Genomic DNA, 25,537 nt, shown 5'->3' with positions numbered 1-25,537 from the left:
AGAGGGCGGTAATTCAGAATCCGCGCTGCTCTTTAATAAGCTCCCAGGCTTTCTGGATCTCTTGCGCTTTCTGCTTGGCCATCTCCATCATCTCCGGCGGCAAGCCTTTCGCCACCAGTTTATCCGGATGGTGTTCGTTCATCAGCTTACGATAGGCGCGCTTAACGGTCGCGGCGTCATCAGTGGGCTTTACCCCTAATACGTTACAGGCATCTTCAAGGGTTGGCCCTCGCTGCGCCTGCTGCCAACCGGCATGGCCGCCGCGCTGGCCATACGATTGCTGCTGCGACTCACCGCCAAACTGCGCGCCGCCCTGCATCATACGCAGGAACTGATCGAACTGGGCGCGGGAAATCCCCAGCTCATCGGCAATAACAAACAGCACTTCACGCTCATTCGGATGCAACTCGCCATCGGCGAAGGCGGTTTGCAACTGAATTTCCAGAAACATCCGAATTAAATCAAAGCGCCCAAAACAGACGCTACGCAGCTGACGCATTTTCTCGCGCAGCGGATAATCATCTGATTTTCCGACCCGAAATGCCTGCTGTGCCGCGGTACGCGCTTCGCCATGCAGATTCATCCGATCCATCATCAGACTGGCGACATGAATATCCGCTTCAGTGACACGCCCTTTCGATTTGGTCAGATGCCCCATCACTTCAAAAGTGGTGGAAAAAAACAGCGACTGGCGCTCCTGCTGGTTGGCAAACACATTCAAACGGCGACTACGTGCACGGTCAAACATATGCCCGACTAAGAAGCCCAGCACCACGCCCCAGAAGCCGCCCCCCATCATCAACGCCACCGCAACGCCAATTATTTTCCCCAAATACTGCATAGACTCCCCAATCTCTCAGCCGCCAGTTAAGCTATATCTGACCGCACATTACAAAGCGCTGACGCCTCGGTCAATTATGGGACATAGCCTATAATTTGCTTTATCATACTCGTCATTCTACACGGTGCCTAACGCTCGGGAATAAAACGGGCCGGATTAACACTAGCGCGATTAAGATGAGTACGTTAGGCTCTGACCGTTTGCAAGCCGCTGCTACATGATGACGGAACAACAAATACAACGTATGAAAAAACGTATTCCCAGCCTACTGGCAACCATGATTGCCAGCGCCTTGTATAGCCAACAAGGCTTCGCTGCCGATCTCGCCACGCAGTGTATGCTTGGCGTCCCTGCCTATACACGTCCTTTGGTTGAAGGGAAGCCCAACGACCTGCCAGTGACGATCAATGCCGATCACGCGAAAGGCAACTATCCTGATAATGCCGTATTTACCGGCAACGTTGATATTAATCAGGGGAACAGCCGTCTCCAGGCCGATGAGGTTCAGCTTCATCAGCAGCAAGCCGCAGGCCAGGCGCAACCCGTACGCACGATTGACGCCCTCGGCCATGTTCACTATGACGACAATCAGGTGATCCTGAAAGGGCCGAAGGCCTGGTCGAATCTGAACACCAAAGATACTAACGTCTGGCAGGGCGATTACCAAATGGTGGGTCGTCAGGGCCGCGGCAGCGCTGACCTGATGAAGCAGCGCGGTGAAAACCGCTATACGATTTTAGAAAACGGCAGCTTTACCTCCTGCCTGCCAGGGTCTGACACCTGGAGCGTCGTCGGCAGCGAAGTTATCCACGACCGCCAGGAGCAGGTGGCGGAAATCTGGAACGCGCGGTTTAAACTCGGCTCGGTGCCGATTTTTTACAGCCCTTACCTGCAACTGCCGGTGGGCGATAAACGCCGCTCAGGCTTCCTGATCCCGAACGCCAAATACAGTACCAAAAACGGCGTGGAGTTCTATCTTCCTTACTACTGGAATATCGCGCCTAACTTCGATGCCACGTTGACCCCGCACTATATGAGCAAGCGCGGCGGCGTCATGTGGGAAAACGAGTTCCGCTATCTCACCAAGGCGGGCACCGGCCTGCTGGAGTTCGATTATCTGCCATCGGATAGCATTTATCGCAACGATCACCCGGACGACGGTAACAGCCGCCGCTGGTTGTTCTACTGGAAGCATTCCGGCGTTATCGACCAGGTGTGGCGTCTGAATGCCGACTACACCAAAGTCAGCGATCCCGATTACTTCAACGATTTTAGCTCCAAATACGGTTCCAGTACCGATGGCTACGCCACGCAAAAACTGAGCGCGGGCTACGCCAATCAGAACTTTGACGCCACCGTGTCGACGAAGCAGTTCCAGGTCTTTAACCGGGAATCAAGTAACGCCTATTCCGCCGAACCGCAGCTGGATGTCAATTATTATCAGAACGATGTCGGCCCGTTTGATACCCATCTTTATGGCCAGGCGGTGCACTTTGTTAACTCAAACAGCAATATGCCGGAAGCCACCCGGGTTCACTTTGAACCGACCATCGATCTGCCGCTGTCTAACGGCTGGGGAAGTCTCGATACCGAGGCAAAACTGCTGGCAACGCATTATCAGCAGAGCAACCTTGATACTTATAACGCAGCCAACGGGACTGACTATAAAGATTCCGTTAACCGCGTCATGCCGCAGTTTAAAGTCGATGGCAAAATGGTTTTCGAGCGCGATATGCAAGAGAACTATACCCAGACGCTTGAACCGCGCGTGCAGTATCTGTATATCCCCTATCGTGACCAGAGCAAGATCGGCAGCTACGACTCCACGCTGCTGCAATCGGACTACAATGGCCTGTTCCGCGACCGCACCTATAGCGGCCTCGACCGTATTGCTTCGGCCAATCAGCTGACTACCGGCGTCACATCGCGCGTTTATGATTCCGCCGCCGTTGAACGTTTTAATATTTCCGTTGGTCAAATCTACTATTTCACCGAGGCACGAACCGGTGACGACAACATCAACTGGGAGAACAACGACACGCGAGGTTCACTGGTATGGGCTGGCGACACCTACTGGCGCATCACCGATGACTGGGGTTTACGCGGGGGCATTCAGTACGATACGCGTCTGGATAACGTCGCAACCGGCAACGGAACCGTGGAATACCGTCGCGACGAAAACCGTTTAGTACAACTTAACTACCGTTACGCAAGCCCGGAGTACATTCAGGCGACACTGCCTTCGTATTCCACCGCTAAGCAGTATAAAGATGGGATTTCGCAGGTAGGTATCACCGCCAGCTGGCCAATCGTCGATCGTTGGGCTGTCGTCGGCGCGTACTACTACGACACGAATACCAGAAAATCAGCGAACCAGATGTTAGGGGTGCAGTATAGCTCCTGCTGTTACGCTATCCGCGTCGGCTATGAACGCAAGATCAACGGCTGGGATAACGACAGCAGCGAAAGCAAATACGATAATACCTTCGGCTTTAACATTGAGCTGCGTGGTCTGAGTTCCAACTACGGTCTCGGCACCCAACAAATGCTGCGTTCGAACATTTTACCGTACCAGAGCTCCCTGTGATGTGGCTGGTTTACAACGTAATCCGCAATTGCGGTTAATTGAAATGGAAAAAGTATGAAGAACTGGAAAACGCTGCTTCTCGGTATCGCCATGATCGCGAATACCAGTTTCGCTGCCCCACAGGTTATCGATAAAGTAGCGGCTGTCGTCAATAATGGCGTTGTTCTGGAAAGCGACGTCGATGGTTTGATGCAATCGGTAAAACTTAACGCCCACCAGGCCGGGCAGCAGTTGCCGGATGACGCAACCTTACGTCATCAGATCCTCGAACGGCTGATCATGGACCAGATCATTCTGCAGATGGGCCAGAAAATGGGCGTGAAGATCTCTGACGATCAGCTCAACCAGGCCATCGCCAACATCGCCAAACAAAACAATATGACCATGGATCAGATGCGTAGCCGTCTGGCCTATGACGGGATCAACTACAACACCTATCGTAATCAAATTCGCAAAGAGATGTTGATTGCGGAAGTGCGTAACAATGAAGTTCGTCGTCGCATCACCATTCTGCCGCAGGAAGTGGAAACGCTGGCCAAACAGATTGGCGATCAGAACGATGCCAGCACTGAACTGAACCTTAGCCACATCCTGATCCCGCTGCCGGAAAATCCAACTTCCGAGCAGGTTGCCGCTGCGCAGGCGCAGGCAAACTCGGTGGTTGAGCAGGCGCGCAACGGCGCAGACTTCGGCAAACTGGCTATTACCTATTCTGCCGACCAGCAGGCGCTGAAAGGCGGCCAGATGGGATGGGGGCGTATTCAGGAGCTGCCAGGCATCTTTGCTCAGGCGCTGAGTACCGCGAAGAAAGGCGATATTGTTGGCCCGATTCGTTCCGGCGTTGGCTTCCATATCCTGAAGGTTAACGATATGCGCGGCGGCAACCAGAACATCTCGGTCACCGAAGTTCACGCTCGCCATATTCTGCTGAAACCGTCGCCGATTATGAACAACGATCAGGCACGCGAGAAGCTGGAGCAGATCGCGGCTGACATTAAGAGCGGTAAAACCACCTTCGCTCAGGCAGCGAAAGCGTTTTCCGAAGATCCGGGTTCCGCCAACCAGGGCGGTGATTTAGGCTGGGCGACGCCGGATGTCTTCGATCCGGCGTTCCGCGATGCGCTGATGCATCTCAACAAAGGTCAGATCAGCGCCCCGGTTCGCTCCTCTTTCGGCTGGCACCTGATTCAGCTGCTGGATACCCGCAAAGTTGACAAAACCGATGCCGCGCAAAAAGACCGCGCTTACCGCATGCTGATGAACCGCAAATTCTCTGAAGAAGCGGCCACCTGGATGCAGGAACAGCGCGCCAGCGCCTACGTTAAGATTCTGAACAACTAATCGCATAAGCCTCATACACAACATCGTTCAGGGTGTATCGAGGCGGCTAAGCGAATCGCCCCGGCCTTTGACCGGGGTGACGAAGCGCAGCCAGTAAGAGATCGTCTGAAGGATGAAGTGTATGAATCGCGTTGTTATCACTCCCGGCGAACCCGCAGGGATTGGCCCCGACCTCGTGGTGCAGCTTGCACAGCGCGACTGGCCGGTCGAACTGGTCGTTTGCGCTGACGGCGCGCTGTTGTCTGACAGAGCAAAGCTGCTCGGTCTCTCTTTATCCCTTTTGCCTTACGAACCCACGCAGCCGGCGACGCCGCAACGCGCAGGTACCCTGACGCTGCTTCCCGTCGCCCTCAATGCGCCGGTTGAACCGGGCGTGCTCAACGTCAAAAACGGCGGTTATGTGGTCGACACGCTGGCTCGCGCCTGCGATGGTTGCCTGAACGGCGAATTCGCCGCGCTGATTACCGGGCCGGTGCATAAAGGTATTATCAACGACGCGGGAATCCCCTTTACCGGCCATACTGAGTTCTTCGAAGCGCGTTCACAGGCCAGTAAAGTGGTCATGATGCTGGCAACCGAAGCGCTTCGCGTGGCGTTGGTGACCACCCATCTGCCGCTCAAAGCGGTAAGCGAGGCGATCACCCCCGAGCTGCTGCGCGAAATCATCACCATCCTCGATCATGATTTGCGCAGCAAATTTGGCATCAAGGACCCGCACGTACTGGTTTGCGGCCTGAACCCGCATGCGGGTGAAGGCGGCCATATGGGCACGGAAGAGATCGATACGATAATTCCGGTGCTGGAAGAGATGCGCGCGAAGGGCATGAACCTCAGCGGCCCGTTACCGGCGGATACTCTGTTTCAGGCAAAATATCTCGACCATGCCGATGCGGTACTCGCGATGTATCACGATCAGGGCCTGCCCGTGCTAAAATACCAGGGCTTTGGCCGCGGCGTGAATATTACGCTCGGTTTACCTTTTATTCGCACTTCCGTTGACCACGGTACCGCGCTTGAACTTGCGGGCCAGGGGAAAGCGGAAGTCGGCAGTTTTATCACGGCGCTTAATCTCGCCATCAAAATGATTGTTAATACTCAATGAATAATCGAGTCCATCAGGGCCACTTAGCCCGTAAACGCTTCGGGCAAAACTTTCTCAACGATCGCTTCGTGATCGACAGCATTGTCTCGGCCATCAATCCACAAAAAGGTCAGGCAATGGTTGAAATCGGCCCCGGCCTCGCCGCGCTGACCGAGCCGGTCGGCGAACGCCTCGACCAGTTGACCGTCATCGAGCTGGACCGCGATCTGGCCGCCCGTCTGCAAACCCACCCGTTTCTCGGGCCAAAGCTGACGATTTATCAGCAGGATGCCATGACCATGAACTTCGGCGAGCTGTCCCGGAGCCTGGGCCAGCCGCTGCGCGTTTTCGGCAACCTGCCATATAACATCTCAACGCCGCTCATGTTTCATCTGTTCAGCTATACTGATGCCATTGCCGATATGCACTTTATGCTACAAAAAGAGGTGGTCAATCGTCTGGTCGCCGGGCCGAACAGTAAGGCGTATGGTCGGTTAAGCGTAATGGCGCAGTATTACTGCCAGATAATCCCGGTGCTTGAAGTGCCGCCGAGCGCCTTTACGCCGCCGCCTAAAGTCGATTCCGCCGTCGTACGTCTGGTGCCTTACCGCACATTGCCCCATCCGGTAAAAGAAGTACGCGTGCTGAGCCGTATTACGACCGAGGCGTTTAACCAGCGGCGCAAAACCATCCGCAACAGCCTTGGTAATCTGTTCAGCATAGAGGTTCTGAGCGAACTGGGCATCGATCCGGCAATGCGCGCAGAGAATATTTCCGTGGCGCAGTACTGTCAGCTAGCTAACTGGTTATCCGATCATCCCCCTGTCAAGGAGAGCTAACCATGATTAATTCGCCCCGAATGTGTGTGCAGGTGCAAAGCGTCTATATCGAATCGCAATCTTCCCCGGAAGAAGAGCGCTACGTCTTCGCTTATACCGTCACCATTCGCAATCTGGGGCGGACTCAGGTTCAGCTTCTTGGCCGCTACTGGCTTATCACCAACGGTCATGGTCGTGAGACCGAAGTTCAGGGGGAAGGGGTTGTCGGCGAACAGCCATATATTCCCGCTGGCGGCGAATTTCAATACACCAGCGGCGCGGTTATCGAAACGCCGCTGGGCACCATGCAGGGTCATTATGAAATGATCGATGTGAACGGTACGCCGTTCGCCATTGAAATCCCTGTTTTCCGTCTCGCAGTACCAACGCTCATCCATTAAAACAATGTCTACATACCTTATTGGCGACGTTCACGGTTGTTACGATGAATTGATCGCATTATTAGAGCAGGTGGAGTTTAATCCTGAGGTTGATACCCTGTGGCTCACCGGCGATCTGGTCGCGCGCGGTCCCGGTTCTCTCGAAGTGCTGCGTTTCGTGAAACAGCTTGGCGATAGCGTACGCATCGTCCTGGGTAATCACGATCTTCATCTGCTGGCGGTTTTCGCCGGTATCAGCCGCAATAAGCCGAAGGATCGGCTAAAAGCACTGCTTGAAGCGCCTGATGCCGATGAGTTGCTCAACTGGCTGCGTCGCCAGCCGATGATGCAAATCGATGAAGAGAAAAAGCTGGTGATGACCCATGCCGGGATTACCCCGCAATGGGATCTGGCCACCGCCAGACAGTGCGCTCGCGATGTGGAAGCGGTGCTGTCCAGCGACTCCTACCCGTTCTTCCTCGACGCCATGTACGGCGATATGCCAAATAACTGGAGCAATGAACTCAGCGGCCTGGCGCGCCTGCGCTTTATTTCCAACGCCTTTACCCGCATGCGCTACTGTTTTCCGAACGGGCAACTGGATATGTACGCCAAAGAGGCGCCGGAAAACGCCCCCGCGCCGCTAAAACCGTGGTTTGCCATTCCTGGCCCGGTGGCCAGCGAATACAGCATTGCTTTCGGTCATTGGGCTTCGCTGGAAGGAAAAGGCACGCCGGAAGGGATCTATGCGCTGGATACCGGCTGCTGCTGGGGCGGGGATCTCACCTGCCTGCGCTGGGAAGATAAACGCTACTTTGTGCAGCCGTCGAACCGTCATCTTGATTCAGGCAAAGGCGAAGCGGTAAACGCCTGAGTCTTATGTTGTCGGCTGGATAAGGCGTTTACGCCGCTATCCGGCATTCACGCCACATCATTATCTGAGATAGCTGCTTATCAGGCCGACAAATCTGCATGACCACGACCGATTAACGACGTTCCAGAATCTCGAAACAGTAGCTATGAGAGTTCTGCGCGTCGGCGTCGTGGAACTCACTGAATACGGACTCCCACTGATCCGGATCGTAATCCGGGAAGTGGGTATCACCCTCGACTTCCGCGTCAATATGCGTCAGATAGAGCTTGTGCGCTTTCGGCAGAAACTGTTCATAAACACGACCGCCGCCAATCACCATCATCTCTTCGACATCGCCGCAGGCGGCAATGGCTTCATCAACCGATTTTACCCACTGTACGCGTTCGTCGGTGCCTGGCTGGCTGCTGATAACAATATTTTTACGCCCGGGTAAAGGGCGACCAATGGATTCCCAGGTCAGACGCCCCATCACTACCGGTTTGTTTAACGTGTTGCGCTTAAACCAGGCGAGATCGGCGGGCACATTCCACGGCATGGCGTTTTCCATACCGATAACGCGATCGACCGCTAACGCCGCAATAAGACTGATCATTGATTAATTCCCGAATACAAAAAATTGCCGCCACTATACGGAAAGCGTAATACTTCGTCGACTGGACAGAGAGTAAAGAATAAGGAAATTTTTAGATTTGCTGGCAAGCCCACGTAAGCCTGGTGAGCCGCCAGCAGCGGATTTAAATGGAAAACAAAATATTACTTGTAAAACTCACGTGACACCCTGAATTCATTTCATGACACCGGCTTATTCTGCGGCTCATCAGCAATATCGCCAGTATGTATTCCTTCTTCCGTCCCCTGCCAGCCATGACGCTGAACCAGCGACAAATGGTTGCGATCTTCGTTGATGATATCGGCCAGCATCTCGCTGGTACGCTTGAACACCGCCACCCGGGAAGCCGAATCGTTTTCCGCCATGACCACCATCTCCTCAACCATTTGCAGATTAAAACGGCGGAACAGATCGGCGCGCTCCCTGGCCTCGTATGCCCCCAGCCCCAGAGCCTCCAGGGTCATGCGCCCGGATCTCAGCGCCGCTTCAAAGGTTTCACGTTCCGGTGCTTCTATCCCGGCCTGACGCAACTTGATGTAATGGTTAACATCACGGGCACGGGAAATAATGTGCAGATGCGGAAAGTGCTCTTTTGCCAGTTCCACCAGTTGCAGGCTGGTCTGCGGATCATCGATAGCGTTAATCAACACTTCCGCATTCTCCGCCCCGGCGGATTCCAGCAGATCAGCGCGCGTGGCATCGCCGTAAAACACTTTCATATCAAATTTGCGCAAGGTATCGATATGGTCAGGATCATGATCGAGGATAACCATCTTTACGCCGCTGGAGAGCAGCACACGACCGACGATCTGCCCATAACGACCAAATCCGGCGATAATCACCCGCGGCTGCTCTTCATCAATTTCATCAGCTTCGCGCTGCTGGCCCCCCGTAGATTTTTCCTGACGCGTCAGCAGTACCAGCAGAATCGGCGTTGCCGCCATCGACAGTGCGACGGCCAGCGTTAACGCCTTCGCCCATTCGCTGTCCAGCACATCGGCCATCTGCGCTGCGCTGAACACGACAAAGGCAAACTCACTCCCCTGTCCCAGCAGTACCGCAAACCAGCGGCGCTGGGCGCGCGGTACGCTCAGCGGTTTGGCAATCAGCCACAGCATCAGGGATTTAATCACCAGAAAACCCACCAGTAAAATCAGAATGCGCAGCGGATGGGTCGCCAGGGTACCAAAATCGACAGACATGCCGACACCGATAAAAAAGAGCCCCATCAAAAGGCCCTTAAACGGTTCGATATCGCTTTCCAGCGCGTGACGATACTCCGAGCTCGCCAGCAGCACCCCGGCAAGGAACGCGCCCATCGCCATCGACAGGCCAACCTCTTCGAGCAGCAATCCGAAACCAAATACGAGAAACAAGGCCACGGCGCTGAACACTTCTCGCAGGCCGGAACGTGCGGCAAAGCGCAGCATCGGTCGGGTAAGGTAGCGCCCGAGCACCACCACCAGCGCCAGCGCCCCCACGACCTTCAGCGCCGACAGGGCAAACGCGCCCAGCGTCGTCGAGCCGCCGCTCGCCGCCAGCAGCGGGATCATCGCCACCAGCGGAATAGCGGCAATATCCTGGAATAGCAGCACCGCAAAAGCGCTACGGCCCAGTTGCGTCACCATCAGGTTACGCTCGTTCATCACCTGCATCGCAATCGCCGTTGAGGAGAGCGCCAGAGTCATACCTATCAGCTCCGCCACCTGCCAGCGCAGGCCAAGCGACATACAGAACAGCCCAATCAGCGTGCCGCAGACCACCATCTGCAACGCCCCACCGCCGAACACCGAAGCGCGCAGCTTCCACAGGCGCTGAGGATCCAGTTCCAGGCCAATGACAAACAGCATCAGCACCACGCCGATTTCAGCAAAGTGCAGAATTGACTCAGCATCCGTGACCAGCCGCAGCCCCCACGGGCCGATAATACACCCGGCGATTAAATAGCCGAGCACCGATCCCAGCCCACAGCGCACGGCAATCGGGACAATCAGCGCGGCAGAACCTAAATAGATCAGCGCCTGTATAAGCGTGTGGCTATCCATTCTGATGTGCCTCCTGCCATTCTATTAAACGTTGCCGATAATGGCGCGCCTGCGCCTGGAGGGTTTCATCATCACAGACGAACGTGCAATGAATGGCGAACGGTGGTAACCACTTCATGCCACAGTACAGACTGGTCGCCTGTAGCGGCTGGGCCAGAACATCAAAACCGGGAAAAGCGCCAGTATCAAAGTGGCTTTCACCGCCGCCGGTCGTCACCGCCCACATCAGCGATTTACCGCGCAGCGCGCTGCCGTTGTGACCATATGCCCAGCCGTGCGACAGGACTTTATCCATCCACAGTTTCAGCAACGGCGGCACGCTGTACCACTGCATCGGATGCTGCCAGATAACCAGATCGGCGCGAACCAGCGCCGCCTGTTCGGCGGCGACGTCGATATTAAAATCAGGGTAAAGTTGATAGAGAGAACGTATCTCTACGCCGTCAAGCCTCCCTGCCTGCTCAAGCATCCGTTTATTCGCATGCGAGTGCTGCGGATAAGGGTGCGCATAAATTATAAGAATCATTGATTAGCCTGCATTCGCTCCTGTAGTAATCAGCAAGAGTGTAGACAGTTAATCAAAACGCTTACAACGATAAGTGCGATCTATACCGCGTTATTTTACGCATTCCGCGGCTGTTTATTGACCGCGATATCCGACTCGGAGGTATCAAGGTCGCACTTCTTCGGCAACAAGAAAGTGATGGTTCCGGCAATGATCAACGACCCGGCCAACGCACAGACCGCGACGTTCTGACCATAAAGATAAATCATCACGCCGACCAGATATGGACCGCAAAAACCGCCAAGGTTACCCAGACCATTAATCACACCACGAGCGCTCCCGGCCACTTCCGGCGAGGCGATACGTCCGGGCATCGACCAGAATGGGCTGGTTGCCGACTTCAGGAAGAAACCACAGACCACCAGCGCAATATAAGCCGCCACCACATGCTCGCGCAGCACGACTGAGGCCACCAGCGCCGCCGCGAAGCAGTAGAGCGAGAAACGAACCCACAGACGACGTTTACCACTGCGATCGCTGAATAGCGAGATCGCGTAGATCCCGGCCAGGGTCGCGATGAACGGCAGTATGGCGAGGAATCCGACGCTAGCCATACTACCGCCGGTCAGTCCTTTAAGGATCGTCGGCAGCCATAGCGTGTAACCATAATCACCGGTCTGGTAAAAGAAGTTGAGGATCACCAGCTTCATCAGGCCAGGGTTACGGAACACGTCTTTCACCGGCGCATTGCTCACTGGCGCTTCGGCCAGTTTTACCGCTCGTTCAGCCGCAAGCGTAGTGACAAGATATTGACGCTCGCTTTCCGGCAACCAGCGGGCTTCTTCCGGGCGGTCGCTAATCATAAACCACCATACCGCCAGCACGACTACCGACAGCAGCCCTTCGATGATAAACAGCCAGCGCCAGTCCAGCGCCGCAATAATGGCGCCCGACACTGGCGCGGTCAGCATGCCGCCCAGTGGGGCAAACATCATCACAAAAGCATTCGCCCGACCAAGCTCTTTTTCCGGAAACCAGTTGCTGATCATCGTCAGCACCACCGGCAGCATGCCACCTTCAGAGACCCCGAGAATAAAACGTAACACCAGCAATTGATATTCATGAGTCACAAAACCGGTGGCGATAGACACAACCGCCCAGGCGATCAGTGACCAGGCAATAAACGTCTTGCCACTGCCGTTTACCGCAATTCTGCCGCCGGGTATTTGCAGAAATAAATAACCAATAAAAAATATTCCGCTGGCGACACCAGCCATCTGACTGGTAATACCTAAATCCGTTTCCATTCCGCCGGGCAGCGCAAAACTAATATTAACCCGGTCCATAAACGAAATAATACAAGCAATCAATACCGGCGTAATAATACGCAGCCAGCGGGTGCTGGGAATTTTATCGTTCATATATCGCACTCTCTATGCAGAGGTTATCATTGTAATAAAGTGAGCGTAGGAACAGAGAAATAAACGTGAGAATTAATTAATTGCGTTCGGCAATACCGTACCGGCGAAATAAGCCGCCACATTGGCATAAACCACATCGCTCATTTTCTGCCGCGTCTCATGAGTGGCGCTGGCAACATGCGGCTGTAGTACTACATTATTGAGCGCAATCAGCTCTGCCGGTACATTTGGCTCATCTTCGAAGACGTCAAGACCGGCTCCGGCGATAACACCGTTTTGTAACGCCTGGATCAGTGCTTTCTCGTCCACCAGCGAGCCGCGGGCAATATTAATCAGCCAGGCATGTTTCGGCATGACGTTAAACACGGAAGCGTCAATCAGCCCGCGATTAGCTTCGCCTCCCGAGGCGGCAATCACCAGGAAGTCGCTTTCATGGGCCAGCGTGTGCAGGTCCGCGCACCACTGATAACTGAGTCCTTTCACTTTTTTGCGATCCGTATAAAGCACCTCCATATCGAATCCGCGGGCGCGGCGAGCGATAGCCTGGCCGATATTGCCCATCCCCAGCAGGCCGATGCGTTTGCCGCTCACCTGAGTCGCCAGCGGCAGCCCGCCGGTCAGCCAGCGCCCTTCCCGCACGAAACGATCGCCCTGACACAACTGACGCGAACCGGCCAGCAGAAGCCCCATCGCCAGGTCGGCGACATCGTTGGTCAACACGCCAGAAGTAATAGAGACGGCGATCTGCCGGGTGCGGGTGAACTCCAAATCGACGGCATCGGTACCCACGCCGAAGATAGCAATCAACCCAACGTGCGGCAGCAGCTCCAGAACGCTGTTCTGAACGCCAACATCACCCCGGGTGACCACGACCGCAATGTTCTCCCCCTGTTCGCGCAGAAAAGCGATCGGATCGTCCTGCTCATACAGGCGATACAATGGAAACTCGGCGGCCAGCTGCGCCTGTAGGGTATCGATAACGGGGGCCACTAAAAGGACGGCGCGGGTAATAGCATTATTCATCAGATCACCTGTTTGATATTTCAGTACGACGGTAGTCACTATCAAACGGATTTTCTATGTGGTTTTTTGCGATCTGCATCACGCTGAATCGTGTTAAAAATAGCTGTTACGCGCTCCGTGATCGCTAAGACAAAACCGGCCTGCAGCGGCATGACAGCGGAAAATACGTTAACGTTCCGCTAACACCGCGCCATTAACGGTCAGGCAGAGTTAAATCGTTTCCCCCATCGACAAGCGATAATGCAGATCGACTTTCTCAATCGTGGGCAGTCCTTTGATTTTCTTAATTAAAATTTCCGTTGCGACTTTACCCATTTCAAAGCGTGGCGTCAGTACGCTGGCAAGACGCGGGGAGACGATCTGCCCGATCTCCAGACCATGAAAACCGGCAATCGCCAGTTCCTGCGGCACATTGATACCGGAAGCCAGGCACTCCTGTAACACGCCAACGGCAAGATCGTCATTGGTACAAAGAATCGCATCCATATCTGCGTACATCTGACGAGCGAGGGTCATCATCCCGGTTCCTATCGACACCGACGACACTTTGTTCGGCGCGATACGTCCCTGCGGCAATCCAGCATTGGTCATCGCCTGACAGTAACCGGCATAGCGCTGCTCATCTCGCACGTCGGACATCGAACCAAAATAGATTACCCGCCGCTTACCGCTCGCCAGCAGCATATTGGTCATATCGAATCCGGCGTTGAAGTTATCAAAGCCGACATTAATGCGCCCGACGTTATCCGTCAGCCCCATCACCTCGGCCACGGGAATCTTTGCCGCATTGAGGTATTTATCCGCCCGCAACGTATGGACCGACTCGGTTAGCAGCAGGCCTTTGACGTTAAAGGCTAACACAGCGGCAATCTGCTCCTCTTCACGCTGACGGTCATAGTCGTAATTCACCACCAGCGTCTGATAACCGTGGGTAGCGGTGACCGACTCAATCCCGGCCAGCAGATCGGCAAAAATTTGATTATGAAAGGAGGGAATAAGCACGCCAATACGCGGAACGGCAACGCTAATCATCGCCGGATTATCAGGGTCCGGTTCGTAGCCGATTTCGGCAATAACGCTGGCGATACGCTCTGCCGTTTCCGGCTTGACCTTGTCCGGCGTACGTAAATAGCGGCTGACGGTCATCTTGGTTACGCCTGCCAGCGCTGCAATATCATTGAGCGTAATGCGTTGTACTTTCATTTATCGACCCGTCAAATACATCCACTGCATCAGGCCATTATGCCTGTCACAGGTTAAAAAGAGAATCTTACGGCTCCCGTGTTAACCTGCTGAGCTACGGTAATTTCCATCCCGCTTCACGTTTAGCGTAACCCCTTTTGGTAACACCGTTTTGAGTGATCTTTATCACAGTTTTACCCAACAAAAATCCGTGAGATAGAGCACAGGTTATTCCGGTTACGTTTTTTATCAAATCAGAATTACCGGGCGCAACATCATTTATATTCAGCCGTTAATCAGGACATCAAGATGAAAGATCTTTTCAGCTTACAAGGCAAACGTATTTTAATTACTGGCGCAGGACAAGGGATTGGCTTTGTCATGGCGCAGGGCCTTGCGCAATATGGTGCGGAAATTATTATTAACGATATTTCAGCATCGCGCGCTGATGATGCGGTAATGAAATTACGCGATGAAGGTGCTACCGCGCATGCTGCGGTATTTAATGTTACCGATGCCGATTCCGTAGAAAACGCGATTAATCAAATTGAAAATGAAACCGGCGCAATTGATGTCTTATTTAATAATGCCGGAATTCAGCGCCGTCATCCGTTTACCGAGTTTCCGGTACAGGAATGGAATGACGTTATTTCGGTAAACCAAACCGCCGTATTTCTCGTTTCCCAGGCCGTTGCTAAACGCATGATTAGCCGCCAGCAGGGAAAAATCGTCAATATCTGTTCGATGCAGAGCGAACTGGGACGCGACACGATCACCCCATATGCTGCGGCGAAAGGCGCGGTGAAGATGTTAACCCGCGGGATGTGCGTCGAGCTGGCGCGCTACAACATCCAGGTCAACGGTATCGCGCCGGGTTACTTTAAAACGGCGATGACAAAGGCGCTGGTTGACGATCAAGCCTTCACCGACTGGCTATGCAAACGTACCCCCGCCGCCCGCTGGGGTGACCCGCAGGAGCTGGTTGGCGCAGCGGTATTCTTATCATCCAAAGCCTCGGATTTCGTTAACGGTCACCTGCTGTTCGTCGATGGCGGCATGCTTGTCGCCGTCTGAACAAGGAGTTCACTCACTATGGCAGGGCAATGCATTATTTTAATGGGCGTCTCCGGGACCGGCAAAACCACCGTCGGTCAGGCCTTAGCCCAGGCGCTTGGCGCAAAATTTATCGATGGTGACGATCTGCATCCGCGGAAAAATATCGTCAAAATGGCCGCCAGCCAGCCGCTTGATGATGACGATCGCCAGCCGTGGCTGGAGCGCATCGGCGATGTGATTTTCAGCCTTGGACAGAAGAACGAGTCCGGCGTACTGGTGTGCTCAGCGCTGAAAAAGCGCTACCGCAACCAGCTGCGCGAGGGCAACCCCCATTTGCGCTTCCTGTGGCTGACCGGCGACTATGACTGCATTTTGCAGCGTATGCAGACGCGTAAGGGCCACTTTATGCCAGAGGCCTTGTTGCGCAGCCAGTTCGCCACCCTGGAGACGCCGGACGCCAGCGAAAGCGATGTTTTAGCCGTCGATATCACGCCCGATGTCCCGGACATCGTGGCGCATTCCATCACGCTACTCAACCATCATCAACGACAGGGGATCCCGGCATGATTATTGATACCTTAACCGCCGCCGCCAAAAATAACGTTTACCCACCGGTTATCCGCAAAGCGTTACAGGCGGTATTGCAGCAGGATCCACAGACACTGCCACCGGGGAAATACACCATTGATGGCGATAATCTGTTTTTTACCGTCGTTGAAGGCAGGACGAAACCGCTGGTGGAACAGCGCCCCGAATATCATCATCAGTACATAGATATTCATATTGTACTGAAAGGCGAGGAGATTATCGGTGCCGGTAATCAGGGTCTGGAGATCGTAGAAGATGGCCCGTTTAATACGGCGCATGATATTGGGTTCTGTCAGAAAATCAGCAGCGAAACGCTGATTCATCTGTACCCCGAGGAACTGGCGATTCTGTTCCCCGGAGAGCTGCACCGGCCAATGTCCGCCATGGATACGGGCGCCCCGCTGCGCAAGATTATTGTCAAAATAGACCACGCCTTGCTTTAATGAATCGGCCTCGCAGCAATTCCAGCGAGCCCATAGATAGCGTTTAGATATCCTGCTCATCTATCAGTTGAGCATCCAGGCATAGGTTTCGGTCGTTCCACGCCTGTCGGTGCCCAAACGTATGGCGACACTTTACGCCTCATGATAATGCGCAGGATCTTGCCGCAACAAAAAAAGCGCCTCCGGCGTCGACCACCGGAGGCGCTTTTATCAACAAATTACCTTACTTTTTAATTTGCGCGTGCATTTCCTGTACCGATGTCACCTTCTCCATTGCGTTGGCATTCAGCGCCATCGTGGTGGCGAACCCGCCGTTCAGCGTAGTGTCATAGTGTACTTTGTACTGTAGCGCACTGCGGCGAATCAGCTTGGAGTCTTCAATCGCCTGACGACCTGCGGTGGTGTTGATAATGTAGGTGTATTCGCCATTCTTGATGCGATCCTGAATATGCGGACGACCTTCATGCACTTTGTTCACCAGACGCGGGTTGATACCGGCTTCGCCCAGCACAATCGCCGTGCCGTGAGTTGCATCCAGTTCAAAACCAAACTTCAGCAGTTTCGCCGCCAGATCCACCACGCGCTCTTTGTCGCCTTCGCGCACGGAGAGCAGCGCACGGCCCGATTTCTTCATCGTTGAGTTACTGCCCAGTTGCGCCTTAGCGAACGCCTCCGCGAAGGTGCGGCCTACGCCCATCACTTCACCGGTAGAGCGCATTTCCGGCCCTAACAGCGGGTCAACGCCAGGGAACTTGTTAAACGGCAGCACCACCTCTTTCACCGAGTAGTACGGTGGGATAATTTCTTTCGTCACGCCCTGCTCGGCCAGCGATTTGCCCGCCATCACGCGCGCCGCCACTTTCGCCAGCGGCACGCCGGTGGCTTTCGAGACGAACGGCACGGTACGCGCCGCACGCGGGTTGACTTCAATCAGATAAACTTCGTTGTTTTTGACCGCGAACTGTACGTTCATCAGACCGCGCACCTGCAGCTCAAACGCCAGCTTCTGCACCTGCTCGCGCATCACATCCTGAATCTCCTGGCTCAGGGTGTAGGCGGGCAGCGAACAGGCGGAGTCGCCGGAGTGGACGCCCGCCTGCTCGATATGCTCCATGATACCGCCAATCAGCACCATTTCGCCGTCGCAGATGGCGTCCACATCCACTTCCACCGCATCGTCAAGGAAACGGTCCAGCAGCACAGGCGCATCGTTGGAGACGCTGACGGCGGTCTGGAAGTAGCGACGCAGGTCGATTTCATCATAGACAATTTCCATCGCCCGCCCACCGAGAACGTAGGACGGACGCACCACCAGCGGGTAGCCAATCTCTTTCGCCTTCTCAACGGCCTGCTCAATCGCCGTCACGGTGGCGTTAGCCGGTTGTTTCAGTTTCAGGCGGTCAACCGCATGCTGGAAGCGCTCACGGTCTTCCGCGCGGTCAATCGCATCCGGGCTGGTGCCGATAACCGGCACGCCAGCCGCTTCCAGCGCACGCGCCAGCTTCAGCGGCGTCTGGCCGCCGTACTGGACAATAACGCCTTTCGGCTTCTCGATACGCACGATTTCCAGCACATCTTCCAGCGTCACCGGTTCGAAGTAGAGGCGGTCAGAGGTGTCGTAGTCGGTAGAAACGGTTTCCGGGTTACAGTTGACCATAATGGTCTCGTAGCCGTCTTCGCGCAGCGCCAGTGAAGCGTGTACGCAGCAGTAGTCAAACTCAATACCCTGACCGATACGGTTCGGGCCGCCGCCGAGGACCATAATTTTATCCCGGTCAACGGATGGGTTCGCTTCACATTCATCTTCATAAGTGGAGTACATGTAGGCGGTATCGGTAGCGAATTCCGCCGCACAGGTATCCACACGCTTGTAAACCGGGTGCAGATCGTACTGGTCGCGCAGTTTGCGGATTTCCGCTTCGCGCACGCCTGCCAGCTTCGCCAGACGCGCATCGGCAAAGCCTTTACGCTTAAGCTGACGCAGGAAGTCCGCATCAAGGCCGGTAATACCGACTGCAGCCACTTTCTCTTCCAGGCGTACCAGCTCTTCAATCTGTACCAGGAACCAGCGATCGATATTGGTCAGGTTGAACACGCCATCAACGGACAGACCGGCGCGGAAAGCGTCCGCGATGTACCAGATGCGCTCAGCGCCGGCGTCTTTTAATTCGCGACGAATTTTGGTCAGCGCTTCCGGGTCATCCAGGCTCACTTTCGGGTCAAAACCGGTGGCGCCCACTTCCAGGCCGCGCAGCGCTTTCTGCAGAGATTCCTGCTGAGTGCGGCCAATCGCCATCACTTCGCCGACCGACTTCATCTGGGTGGTCAGACGATCATTGCTGCCGGCGAATTTTTCAAAGTTGAAGCGAGGAATTTTGGTCACAACGTAATCGATGGACGGTTCGAACGATGCCGGAGTGCGGCCACCGGTGATGTCGTTCATCAGTTCGTCGAGGGTGTAACCCACCGCCAGTTTCGCCGCCACTTTGGCAATCGGGAAGCCGGTGGCTTTTGACGCCAGCGCCGAGGAACGGGAGACGCGCGGGTTCATTTCGATGACAATCAGACGACCGTTTTTCGGGTTCACCGCAAACTGAACGTTGGAACCGCCGGTTTCCACGCCGATTTCACGCAGTACCGCCATCGAGGCGTTACGCATGATTTGGTACTCTTTGTCCGTCAGCGTCTGGGCTGGCGCGACGGTGATGGAGTCACCGGTGTGAATGCCCATCGCGTCAAAGTTCTCAATGGAACAGACGATGATGCAGTTGTCATTCTTATCACGCACCACTTCCATTTCGTACTCTTTCCAGCCAATCAGCGACTCATCAATCAGCAGCTCGTTGGTCGGAGAAAGATCCAGCCCGCGGGCGCAGATCTCTTCAAACTCTTCGCGGTTGTAGGCAATACCGCCGCCGGTGCCGCCCATCGTAAAGGAGGGACGGATAATGCACGGATAACCGACGTCAGCGGCAACCGCCAGCGCCTCTTCCATCGTATGCGCAATACCGGAGCGGGCAGTGTCGAGGCCGATTTTCTTCATCGCCACGTCAAAACGGCGGCGGTCTTCAGCTTTATCAATCGCATCGGCGGTGGCGCCAATCATGGTCACGCCGAACTCAGCCAGCACGCCCTGACGCTCCAGCTCCAGCGCGCAGTTCAGCGCCGTCTGGCCGCCCATCGTCGGCAGCACCGCATCCGGGCGCTCTTTCTCAATAATTTTACGCACCACTTCCCAGTGAATCGGCTCGATGTAGGTCGCATCGGCCATTTCCGGGTCGGTCATGATGGTCGCCGGGTTAGAGTTCACGAGTATTACGCGATACCCCTCTTCACGCAGCGCCTTACACGCCTGGGCACCGGAGTAGTCAAACTCACACGCCTGGCCGATAACAATCGGGCCCGCACCCAGAATCAGGATACTTTTTATGTCTGTACGTTTTGGCATTGCTTTCTTCTCCGAAGAACCTGTTTATGGTCGTCGCGAGCGATGGGCAGACAAGGAAAAAATTTGTGAGAAAGCGCAGTTTACAAAACGTAAATGAGCATTTTGAACAAATTTTTAACGCCGTATTCCCGAGCACAGCAGAACATAAACAGGTTCTGATTATTTCGCGGACTGACGGTAGAGCTCAATTAACTCGATAAAGTGGTCGAACAATGGCGCGGCATCATGCGGGCCTGGGCTCGCCTCCGGGTGCCCCTGGAAGCTGAACGCCGGTTTATCGGTGCGATGAATCCCTTGCAGAGTGCCATCGAACAGCGATTTGTGCGTCACGCGCAGATTGGCAGGCATAGAAGCTTCATCCACCGCAAAACCGTGGTTCTGCGCCGTAATCATCACGGTATTATTATCGATATCTTTAACCGGATGGTTACCGCCGTGGTGGCCGAACTTCATTTTGATGGTTTTCGCGCCGCTGGCCAGCGCCAGCAACTGATGGCCGAGGCAGATGCCGAAAACCGGAATATCGGTTTCGAGGAATGCCTGAATCGCCTCGATAGCGTAATCGCACGGCGCCGGATCGCCAGGGCCGTTAGAGAGGAAGATACCGTCCGGGTTCATCTTCAGCACCTCTTCGGCGGAGGTCTTCGCCGGAACCACCGTCAGGCGGCAGCCGCGATCCACCAGCATGCGCAAAATATTGCGTTTGGCGCCGAAATCATAGGCCACGACGTGGAAAGGCAGATCGCTTTCGGCTTTAGCTTCCGGTAAATCACCCTCCAGCGTCCAGCTCCCCTGGGTCCAGTTATAGGTTTCTGCGGTGGTTACTTCCTTCGCCAGGTCCATCCCGTTCAGCCCCGGAAACGCTTTCGCTTTTTCCAGCGCCAGTGCCGCATCCGGGTTATCACCCGCGATAATGCAGCCGTTCTGCGCGCCTTTTTCACGCAGCAGGCGCGTCAGCTTGCGGGTATCGATATCGGCAATCGCCACAATATTATGGCGCTTCAGATAAGAAGAGAGGTCTTCGGTATTGCGGAAGTTACTGGCAATCAGCGGCAGGTCGCGAATCACCAGGCCTTGCGCATGCACCTGCGAAGACTCTTCATCGGCGGCATTGGTGCCGACGTTGCCGATATGGGGATAAGTTAGAGTAACGATTTGGCGGGAATAGGAAGGATCAGTGAGGATTTCTTGATAACCGGTCATTGAAGTATTGAAAACGACTTCCCCAACCGCCGAACCTGTTGCCCCTATGGCCCGACCGTGAAACTGGGTTCCGTCTTCCAGAACCAATAGCGCTGACTTAATCAAAACACCCTCCAAAGAATATCCACTCACTTTATTTGCATATTAATTCATAATATAGATCTGAATCAATGCAAATCTGTTGCCCGCAGAATTTTGGCAAACGGCGGCATTCTGGAGAGAAGGCAGGTAAAAGTCAACTTAAAGCGGATATTTTTAACCTTATTTCAGGCGACTATTCAGAAATACCGGCTTTAACGGGCAAAAAGATCAACTAACTGACCAGGGAAAACGCTTGCGGAGCCAGGTGATTGTGAAATCAATCCTGCGAGAGTAAAAAAACAGACCAACTGGTCAAAATTCACAACGAAGCCACAAAAAATACGAATAAAACATCAAATTTCTCTTACTTCGTTGTAAATACAATAAAAAACGACGAAAAATAAAAAGGGCAACAAGATATTGCCCCTTGCAATCAATTACTTATTGATCACAATAACCACATCACGATGGGTAATAATCGTTATAAACTGTTTAACTCAAGCACATCACGCATATCGAAAAGACCATTTTTCTTGCCTTTTAGCCATAATGCAGAGCGGACGGCACCATTAGCAAAAGTCATTCTGCTGGAGGCTTTGTGGCTGATTTCGATGCGTTCGCCAATATCGGCAAACATCGCCGTATGTTCGCCAACGATATCCCCGGCGCGCACGGTGGCGAAGCCAATCGTACCGGGTACCCGTTCACCGGTATAGCCTTCACGACTGTATACCGCGCACGCTTTCAGATCTTTATTCAGTGCGCCAGCAATCGCCTCACCCATCGCCAGCGCAGTGCCCGATGGCGCATCCACTTTGTGGCGATGGTGCGCTTCGATAATCTCAATATCGGTGTAGTCGCCCATCACTTTCGCCGCCTTTTCCAGCAGCTTTAACATCACGTTGACGCCGACGCTAAAGTTGGCGGCAAACACGATAGCAATCTCCTGCGCCGCGTCACTAATCGCCTGCTTTCCGGCATCATCAAAACCCGTCGTGCCAATAACCATCCCTTTGCCGTGCTCACGGCAAAAAGCGAGATGGTTCAGCGTACCTTCCGGACGGGTAAAATCGATGAAGACGTCGAAATCATCTTTGACCGCCTCAAGGTGGCTTTGCACCACGACCCCTGACTTACCCGTGCCCGCCAGTTCTCCCGCATCGCTGCCGATCAGCGAGGAACCTTCTCGCTCCAGCGCGGCGCCAAGTACCGCCCCTTCCATTTGCTGTACCGCCTGAATTAACTGGCGTCCCATCCGGCCGCCCGCCCCCGCGATGGCCACGCGGATTTGTGCATCATGCATAGCTATTCTCTTTTGTTAATACTACGTAAATTGTTTTCAGAGTAACCAGCCCATCGCTGCGCCGCTACTCAAAAACGCCGATAATTAGAAATTTATGACAAACTGCCGCTGATATCAGTAAAAACTATAAGATTGTGCCGGGAATCGGCGGGCTGGCAACCGGAAAGGATGAGTCTGGTCGAGTCTGAAAAGCCCGGATCGGTCAGCAGACAGGCCTATCCGGGCTCAATCAACAGTATAAAAGCGAGCAATCAGTGCAGGTACAGTTCACCGGCAGGGAAACCATACAGGAACCAGGTGACCGCCAGCAGATCGGCGCTACCGCCGGGGCTAAGATGACGAGCGATCAGTTCATCATCCAGTTGGCGCAACGATTCAAGCCCGCCATCAGCCAGTACCCCACCTTCCCACAGCAGTCTTTGCGCCTGCTGCTGGACAAAGTTAAGGCCCTCCAGGCCACCGCGAGAAACCAGATTGGTATCGTCATTCCAGGCCATCAGATGGAGTAAAGTCTGCAGCAGCGCCAGATTGGTGTCTCCGGTCTCAGCCATCACGCGATTAAATACCGGCATCGCCTGAGTGCGCACGGTACGAAAGCCACTTTCCGCCTCACCTCTGGCGCCAGACAGTCCGTAACGCAGAAAATGCCCTTCCCCCTTACTCACCTTTTTTCCTTCACAGGCGGAAAGCTCGCGCCCCACCAGGCCACGACAGAATCTGGCGACCTGATCGCAGACCCGATGTTGCTCAACCGGTTCCCTCCAGGCAACCAGTCTTCCAATCGCCGCGCTGAGCAGACCAAAAGCGAAGATCGCGCCGCGATGTGTGTTCACCCCGCCAGTCGCCTCCAGCATATCCGTTTCGCAGGCCATACCCACTGGACGCAGCATCATCAATACCTGATCTGACACGATATTCGCGGTATCGTGACCCATGATGAAAAACTTCTCCATCCACGGGGCGACAACCGCCGTACTGGCCTCAAACGAGGCCAGATCCATATCCTGATGCGCGCCGGTGTTACAAATATCCACCAGCCCTGGCTTCGGCGTCAGGCGAACTTCAGTCAGCAGCGCCCGCTCCACGCGAGAAACAATATCCTCTGCCGTGACTGTTTGACGACGCGACTGGCGATGCTGGCTCATCATCACTTCGCTCATGCCTCATCTCCTCGACGCGTTTAGCGGGCGGTTTTAACCTGATGAATCACATCAATCACCGACCCATCGCGATAGCGCACCACGGCAACAACGCGATCGGTAAATGCGATCGGCGCCGGTTTGCCGGTCAAAAGCTCAGCGCGCTGCTGTAGCGCTTCGATGGTCATCAGCGGAATACCGGCATTACGCAGGTTATCGATCAGATCCTGGCGCGCCGGATTTACGGCGATACCGTGGTCGGTCACCAGCACGTCGACGCTGGCGCCCGGCGTGACGCGAGTCAGGACGTTTTCCACCACGCAAGGAATGCGCCCGCGCACCAGCGGCGCGGTAATAATGGTTAAGTCAGCACCGGCCGCGGTATCGCTGTGGCCGCCGGATGCCCCACGCAGCACGCCGTTAGAGCCGGTCATCACGTTCACATTAAACCCGGTATCGATTTCCAGCGCGCTCAGCACCACCACGTTCAGGCGTTCGCAGGAAGCGCCTTTCGCGCCGGGATTGGCGTACTGGTTAGCGGAAATCTCAATATGATTCGGGTTATTCGCCAGCGAACGTGCGGCATCGCCATCAAAAGACTGGGTATCCAATAACGCTTTAATTAATCCTTTTTCATGCAGATCGACCATCGTGCCGGTGATCCCACCCAGGCCAAAGCTGGCGGTAATGTTATTACGGCGCATTTTGTCTTCCAGAAAACGCGTGACCGCCAGAGATGCACCGCCGGTACCGGTCTGAAGAGAGAAGCCGTCTTTGAAGTAGCCGGAATGTTCGATAATTTTTGCGGTCTGGCGAGCAATCAATAACTCGCGCGGATTGCTGGTCAGGCGAATCGCCCCGGCGGTGATTTTCGCCGGATCGCCCACTTCCTCAACCTGGGCGATCAAATCCACCTGATCCTGAGCGATACTGGCCGGATAGTTCGGGTAATCCACCCATTTTTCGGTCAGCAACACCACGCATTTTGCAGCCTCGGCATCCACCCTGGCGTAACCCAGCGATCCGCAGCGTGATTTCCCGCTAAAACCATTGGCGTTCCCGAACTCATCGCAGCACGGCACCCCGAGGAACGCGACATCAATACTCAGTTCTCCACTCTGTACCAGATACGCCCGCCCGCCGTGAGAGTGGATTTGTACCGGATTTTCCATCAGACCCGCAGAGATCTCTTCGCCCAGCTTACCGCGCAGGCCAGAGGTGTAAATCTGACGAATTACGCCGTTTTTAATATGCTCAATCAGCGGCCAGTGTGCGTCAATAAGCGAACTGGACGCCAGCGTAAGATCGCGAAATCCCATCTCCGCCAGCTTCTCCACCACCATATTGACCACCTTATCGCCACCGCGAAAAGCGTGGTGAAAGGAGATGGTCATACCGTCTGTCAGCCCGGAGCGCCGGATCGCTTCCTCCAGCGAGTCACAAACTTTACGATGCCGTTTTTCACTTTCACTGGATAACCACGGACTTTTCGCCGTCACGCCCACATAGGGCGCTAATCCTTCCGGCATGACGTACTGCTGATTAAGCATTGCCACGGTCTCTTTCAT

Annotated in this window: 21 protein-coding genes; 9 read left to right on the top strand and 12 right to left on the bottom strand. The window is 54.6% G+C overall.

Going from position 1 to position 25,537, the window contains the following annotated elements; all coding sequences use genetic code 11:
- Nucleotides 1-13 precede the first annotated feature (13 nt).
- Entirely contained in the window at nt 14-841 is an 828-nt protein-coding gene (djlA, locus tag FE839_RS16775) for a co-chaperone DjlA (RefSeq protein WP_138361916.1), read from the bottom strand.
- A 244-nt stretch (nt 842-1,085) separates the two neighbouring features.
- Here djlA and lptD point away from each other — a divergent pair, with 244 nt between their 5' ends.
- The 6 genes from lptD (at nt 1,086) to apaH (ending at nt 7,922) form a co-directional block, all read left to right on the top strand.
- On the top strand, nt 1,086-3,428 hold the full coding sequence (lptD, locus tag FE839_RS16770; RefSeq protein WP_138361915.1) for an LPS assembly protein LptD: 2,343 nt from the start codon (nt 1,086-1,088) through the stop codon (nt 3,426-3,428).
- Between the two features lie 54 nt (nt 3,429-3,482).
- Entirely contained in the window at nt 3,483-4,769 is a 1,287-nt protein-coding gene (gene surA / locus FE839_RS16765; RefSeq protein WP_138361914.1) for a peptidylprolyl isomerase SurA, read from the top strand.
- Nucleotides 4,770-4,890: 121 nt separating this feature from the next.
- On the top strand, nt 4,891-5,871 hold the full coding sequence (pdxA, locus tag FE839_RS16760) for a 4-hydroxythreonine-4-phosphate dehydrogenase PdxA (RefSeq protein WP_138361913.1): 981 nt from the start codon (nt 4,891-4,893) through the stop codon (nt 5,869-5,871).
- Nucleotides 5,868-6,689 carry a 16S rRNA (adenine(1518)-N(6)/adenine(1519)-N(6))-dimethyltransferase RsmA gene (rsmA, locus tag FE839_RS16755; RefSeq protein WP_138361912.1) on the top strand — a complete coding sequence of 274 codons (822 nt, stop codon included), beginning with the start codon at nt 5,868-5,870 and terminating at the stop codon, nt 6,687-6,689. The genes pdxA and rsmA overlap by 4 nt, the downstream gene beginning before the upstream one ends.
- Before the next feature lie 2 nt (nt 6,690-6,691).
- A complete protein-coding gene (apaG, locus tag FE839_RS16750; RefSeq protein WP_138361911.1) occupies nt 6,692-7,069 on the top strand; it encodes a Co2+/Mg2+ efflux protein ApaG in 378 nt (125 codons plus the stop codon).
- Nucleotides 7,070-7,073: 4 nt separating this feature from the next.
- Nucleotides 7,074-7,922 (top strand): bis(5'-nucleosyl)-tetraphosphatase (symmetrical) ApaH, encoded by an 849-nt coding sequence (apaH, locus tag FE839_RS16745; RefSeq protein ID WP_138361910.1) that lies wholly within the window; start codon nt 7,074-7,076, stop codon nt 7,920-7,922.
- A 112-nt stretch (nt 7,923-8,034) separates the two neighbouring features.
- Here the strand turns inward: apaH and folA are convergent, their stop codons facing one another.
- From folA to FE839_RS16715, 6 genes are all read right to left on the bottom strand, one after another.
- Complete coding sequence (gene folA, locus FE839_RS16740; protein WP_138361909.1) at nt 8,035-8,514, bottom strand: type 3 dihydrofolate reductase; 480 nt, start codon at nt 8,512-8,514, stop codon at nt 8,035-8,037.
- Nucleotides 8,515-8,711: 197 nt separating this feature from the next.
- Entirely contained in the window at nt 8,712-10,577 is a 1,866-nt protein-coding gene (gene kefC, locus FE839_RS16735; RefSeq protein ID WP_138361908.1) for a glutathione-regulated potassium-efflux system protein KefC, read from the bottom strand.
- Nucleotides 10,570-11,103: a glutathione-regulated potassium-efflux system oxidoreductase KefF gene (gene kefF, locus FE839_RS16730; RefSeq protein ID WP_138361907.1), complete on the bottom strand. Its 534-nt coding sequence runs from the start codon at nt 11,101-11,103 to the stop codon at nt 10,570-10,572. Before kefF ends, kefC begins: the two co-directional genes overlap by 8 nt.
- Before the next feature lie 95 nt (nt 11,104-11,198).
- A complete protein-coding gene (locus FE839_RS16725) occupies nt 11,199-12,503 on the bottom strand; it encodes an MFS transporter (RefSeq protein WP_138361906.1) in 1,305 nt (434 codons plus the stop codon).
- Between the two features lie 72 nt (nt 12,504-12,575).
- Nucleotides 12,576-13,526, bottom strand: a complete 951-nt coding sequence (locus FE839_RS16720; protein WP_138361905.1) for a 2-hydroxyacid dehydrogenase — start codon at nt 13,524-13,526, stop codon at nt 12,576-12,578.
- 210 nt (nt 13,527-13,736) lie between these two features.
- Nucleotides 13,737-14,729, bottom strand: a complete 993-nt coding sequence (locus FE839_RS16715) for a LacI family DNA-binding transcriptional regulator (protein WP_138361904.1) — start codon at nt 14,727-14,729, stop codon at nt 13,737-13,739.
- Nucleotides 14,730-15,017: 288 nt separating this feature from the next.
- Here FE839_RS16715 and idnO point away from each other — a divergent pair, with 288 nt between their 5' ends.
- From idnO to FE839_RS16700, 3 genes are read left to right on the top strand one after another with little or no spacing between them, the layout of a single operon-like run.
- On the top strand, nt 15,018-15,782 hold the full coding sequence (idnO, locus tag FE839_RS16710; protein WP_138361903.1) for a gluconate 5-dehydrogenase: 765 nt from the start codon (nt 15,018-15,020) through the stop codon (nt 15,780-15,782).
- Nucleotides 15,783-15,800: 18 nt separating this feature from the next.
- Complete coding sequence (locus FE839_RS16705; RefSeq protein WP_138361902.1) at nt 15,801-16,331, top strand: gluconokinase; 531 nt, start codon at nt 15,801-15,803, stop codon at nt 16,329-16,331.
- A complete protein-coding gene (locus tag FE839_RS16700; protein WP_138361901.1) occupies nt 16,328-16,795 on the top strand; it encodes a NanQ anomerase/TabA/YiaL family protein in 468 nt (155 codons plus the stop codon). Before FE839_RS16705 ends, FE839_RS16700 begins: the two co-directional genes overlap by 4 nt.
- A 223-nt stretch (nt 16,796-17,018) precedes the next feature.
- Here FE839_RS16700 and carB read toward each other — a convergent pair whose 3' ends face one another.
- From carB to citF, 5 genes are all read right to left on the bottom strand, one after another.
- Complete coding sequence (carB, locus tag FE839_RS16695; RefSeq protein ID WP_138361900.1) at nt 17,019-20,243, bottom strand: carbamoyl-phosphate synthase large subunit; 3,225 nt, start codon at nt 20,241-20,243, stop codon at nt 17,019-17,021.
- Nucleotides 20,244-20,402: 159 nt separating this feature from the next.
- The gene (carA, locus tag FE839_RS16690; RefSeq protein ID WP_138361899.1) at nt 20,403-21,551 is read right to left on the bottom strand and encodes a glutamine-hydrolyzing carbamoyl-phosphate synthase small subunit; all 1,149 of its coding nucleotides are present in this window, start codon (nt 21,549-21,551) and stop codon (nt 20,403-20,405) included.
- 457 nt (nt 21,552-22,008) lie between these two features.
- A complete protein-coding gene (gene dapB / locus FE839_RS16685) occupies nt 22,009-22,830 on the bottom strand; it encodes a 4-hydroxy-tetrahydrodipicolinate reductase (protein ID WP_138361898.1) in 822 nt (273 codons plus the stop codon).
- Nucleotides 22,831-23,081: 251 nt separating this feature from the next.
- On the bottom strand, nt 23,082-23,975 hold the full coding sequence (gene citG / locus FE839_RS16680) for a triphosphoribosyl-dephospho-CoA synthase CitG (RefSeq protein WP_374043498.1): 894 nt from the start codon (nt 23,973-23,975) through the stop codon (nt 23,082-23,084).
- A 35-nt stretch (nt 23,976-24,010) separates the two neighbouring features.
- The gene (citF, locus tag FE839_RS16675; RefSeq protein WP_138361896.1) at nt 24,011-25,537 is read right to left on the bottom strand and encodes a citrate lyase subunit alpha; all 1,527 of its coding nucleotides are present in this window, start codon (nt 25,535-25,537) and stop codon (nt 24,011-24,013) included.

The sequence above is a fragment of the Klebsiella indica genome (genome assembly GCF_005860775.1).
GTDB classification, from domain to species: domain Bacteria; phylum Pseudomonadota; class Gammaproteobacteria; order Enterobacterales; family Enterobacteriaceae; genus Klebsiella; species Klebsiella indica.
Note: the sequence above shows the minus strand (reverse complement) of the source record. Positions and strands in the feature narration are given on the sequence as shown.

Coding starts and splice junctions, on each gene's coding strand:
- citG (WP_374043498.1), bottom strand. CDS start 23,975: ATGAGCCAGCATCGCCAGTCGCGTCGTCAAACAGTCACGGCAGAGGAT.
- FE839_RS16715 (WP_138361904.1), bottom strand. CDS start 14,729: ATGAAAGTACAACGCATTACGCTCAATGATATTGCAGCGCTGGCAGGC.
- FE839_RS16725 (WP_138361906.1), bottom strand. CDS start 12,503: ATGAACGATAAAATTCCCAGCACCCGCTGGCTGCGTATTATTACGCCG.
- dapB (WP_138361898.1), bottom strand. CDS start 22,830: ATGCATGATGCACAAATCCGCGTGGCCATCGCGGGGGCGGGCGGCCGG.
- FE839_RS16705 (WP_138361902.1), top strand. CDS start 15,801: ATGGCAGGGCAATGCATTATTTTAATGGGCGTCTCCGGGACCGGCAAA.
- FE839_RS16700 (WP_138361901.1), top strand. CDS start 16,328: ATGATTATTGATACCTTAACCGCCGCCGCCAAAAATAACGTTTACCCA.
- apaG (WP_138361911.1), top strand. CDS start 6,692: ATGATTAATTCGCCCCGAATGTGTGTGCAGGTGCAAAGCGTCTATATC.
- idnO (WP_138361903.1), top strand. CDS start 15,018: ATGAAAGATCTTTTCAGCTTACAAGGCAAACGTATTTTAATTACTGGC.
- carB (WP_138361900.1), bottom strand. CDS start 20,243: ATGCCAAAACGTACAGACATAAAAAGTATCCTGATTCTGGGTGCGGGC.
- kefF (WP_138361907.1), bottom strand. CDS start 11,103: ATGATTCTTATAATTTATGCGCACCCTTATCCGCAGCACTCGCATGCG.
- kefC (WP_138361908.1), bottom strand. CDS start 10,577: ATGGATAGCCACACGCTTATACAGGCGCTGATCTATTTAGGTTCTGCC.
- rsmA (WP_138361912.1), top strand. CDS start 5,868: ATGAATAATCGAGTCCATCAGGGCCACTTAGCCCGTAAACGCTTCGGG.
- FE839_RS16720 (WP_138361905.1), bottom strand. CDS start 13,526: ATGAATAATGCTATTACCCGCGCCGTCCTTTTAGTGGCCCCCGTTATC.
- apaH (WP_138361910.1), top strand. CDS start 7,074: ATGTCTACATACCTTATTGGCGACGTTCACGGTTGTTACGATGAATTG.
- surA (WP_138361914.1), top strand. CDS start 3,483: ATGAAGAACTGGAAAACGCTGCTTCTCGGTATCGCCATGATCGCGAAT.
- citF (WP_138361896.1), bottom strand. CDS start 25,537: ATGAAAGAGACCGTGGCAATGCTTAATCAGCAGTACGTCATGCCGGAA.
- lptD (WP_138361915.1), top strand. CDS start 1,086: ATGAAAAAACGTATTCCCAGCCTACTGGCAACCATGATTGCCAGCGCC.
- pdxA (WP_138361913.1), top strand. CDS start 4,891: ATGAATCGCGTTGTTATCACTCCCGGCGAACCCGCAGGGATTGGCCCC.
- folA (WP_138361909.1), bottom strand. CDS start 8,514: ATGATCAGTCTTATTGCGGCGTTAGCGGTCGATCGCGTTATCGGTATG.
- djlA (WP_138361916.1), bottom strand. CDS start 841: ATGCAGTATTTGGGGAAAATAATTGGCGTTGCGGTGGCGTTGATGATG.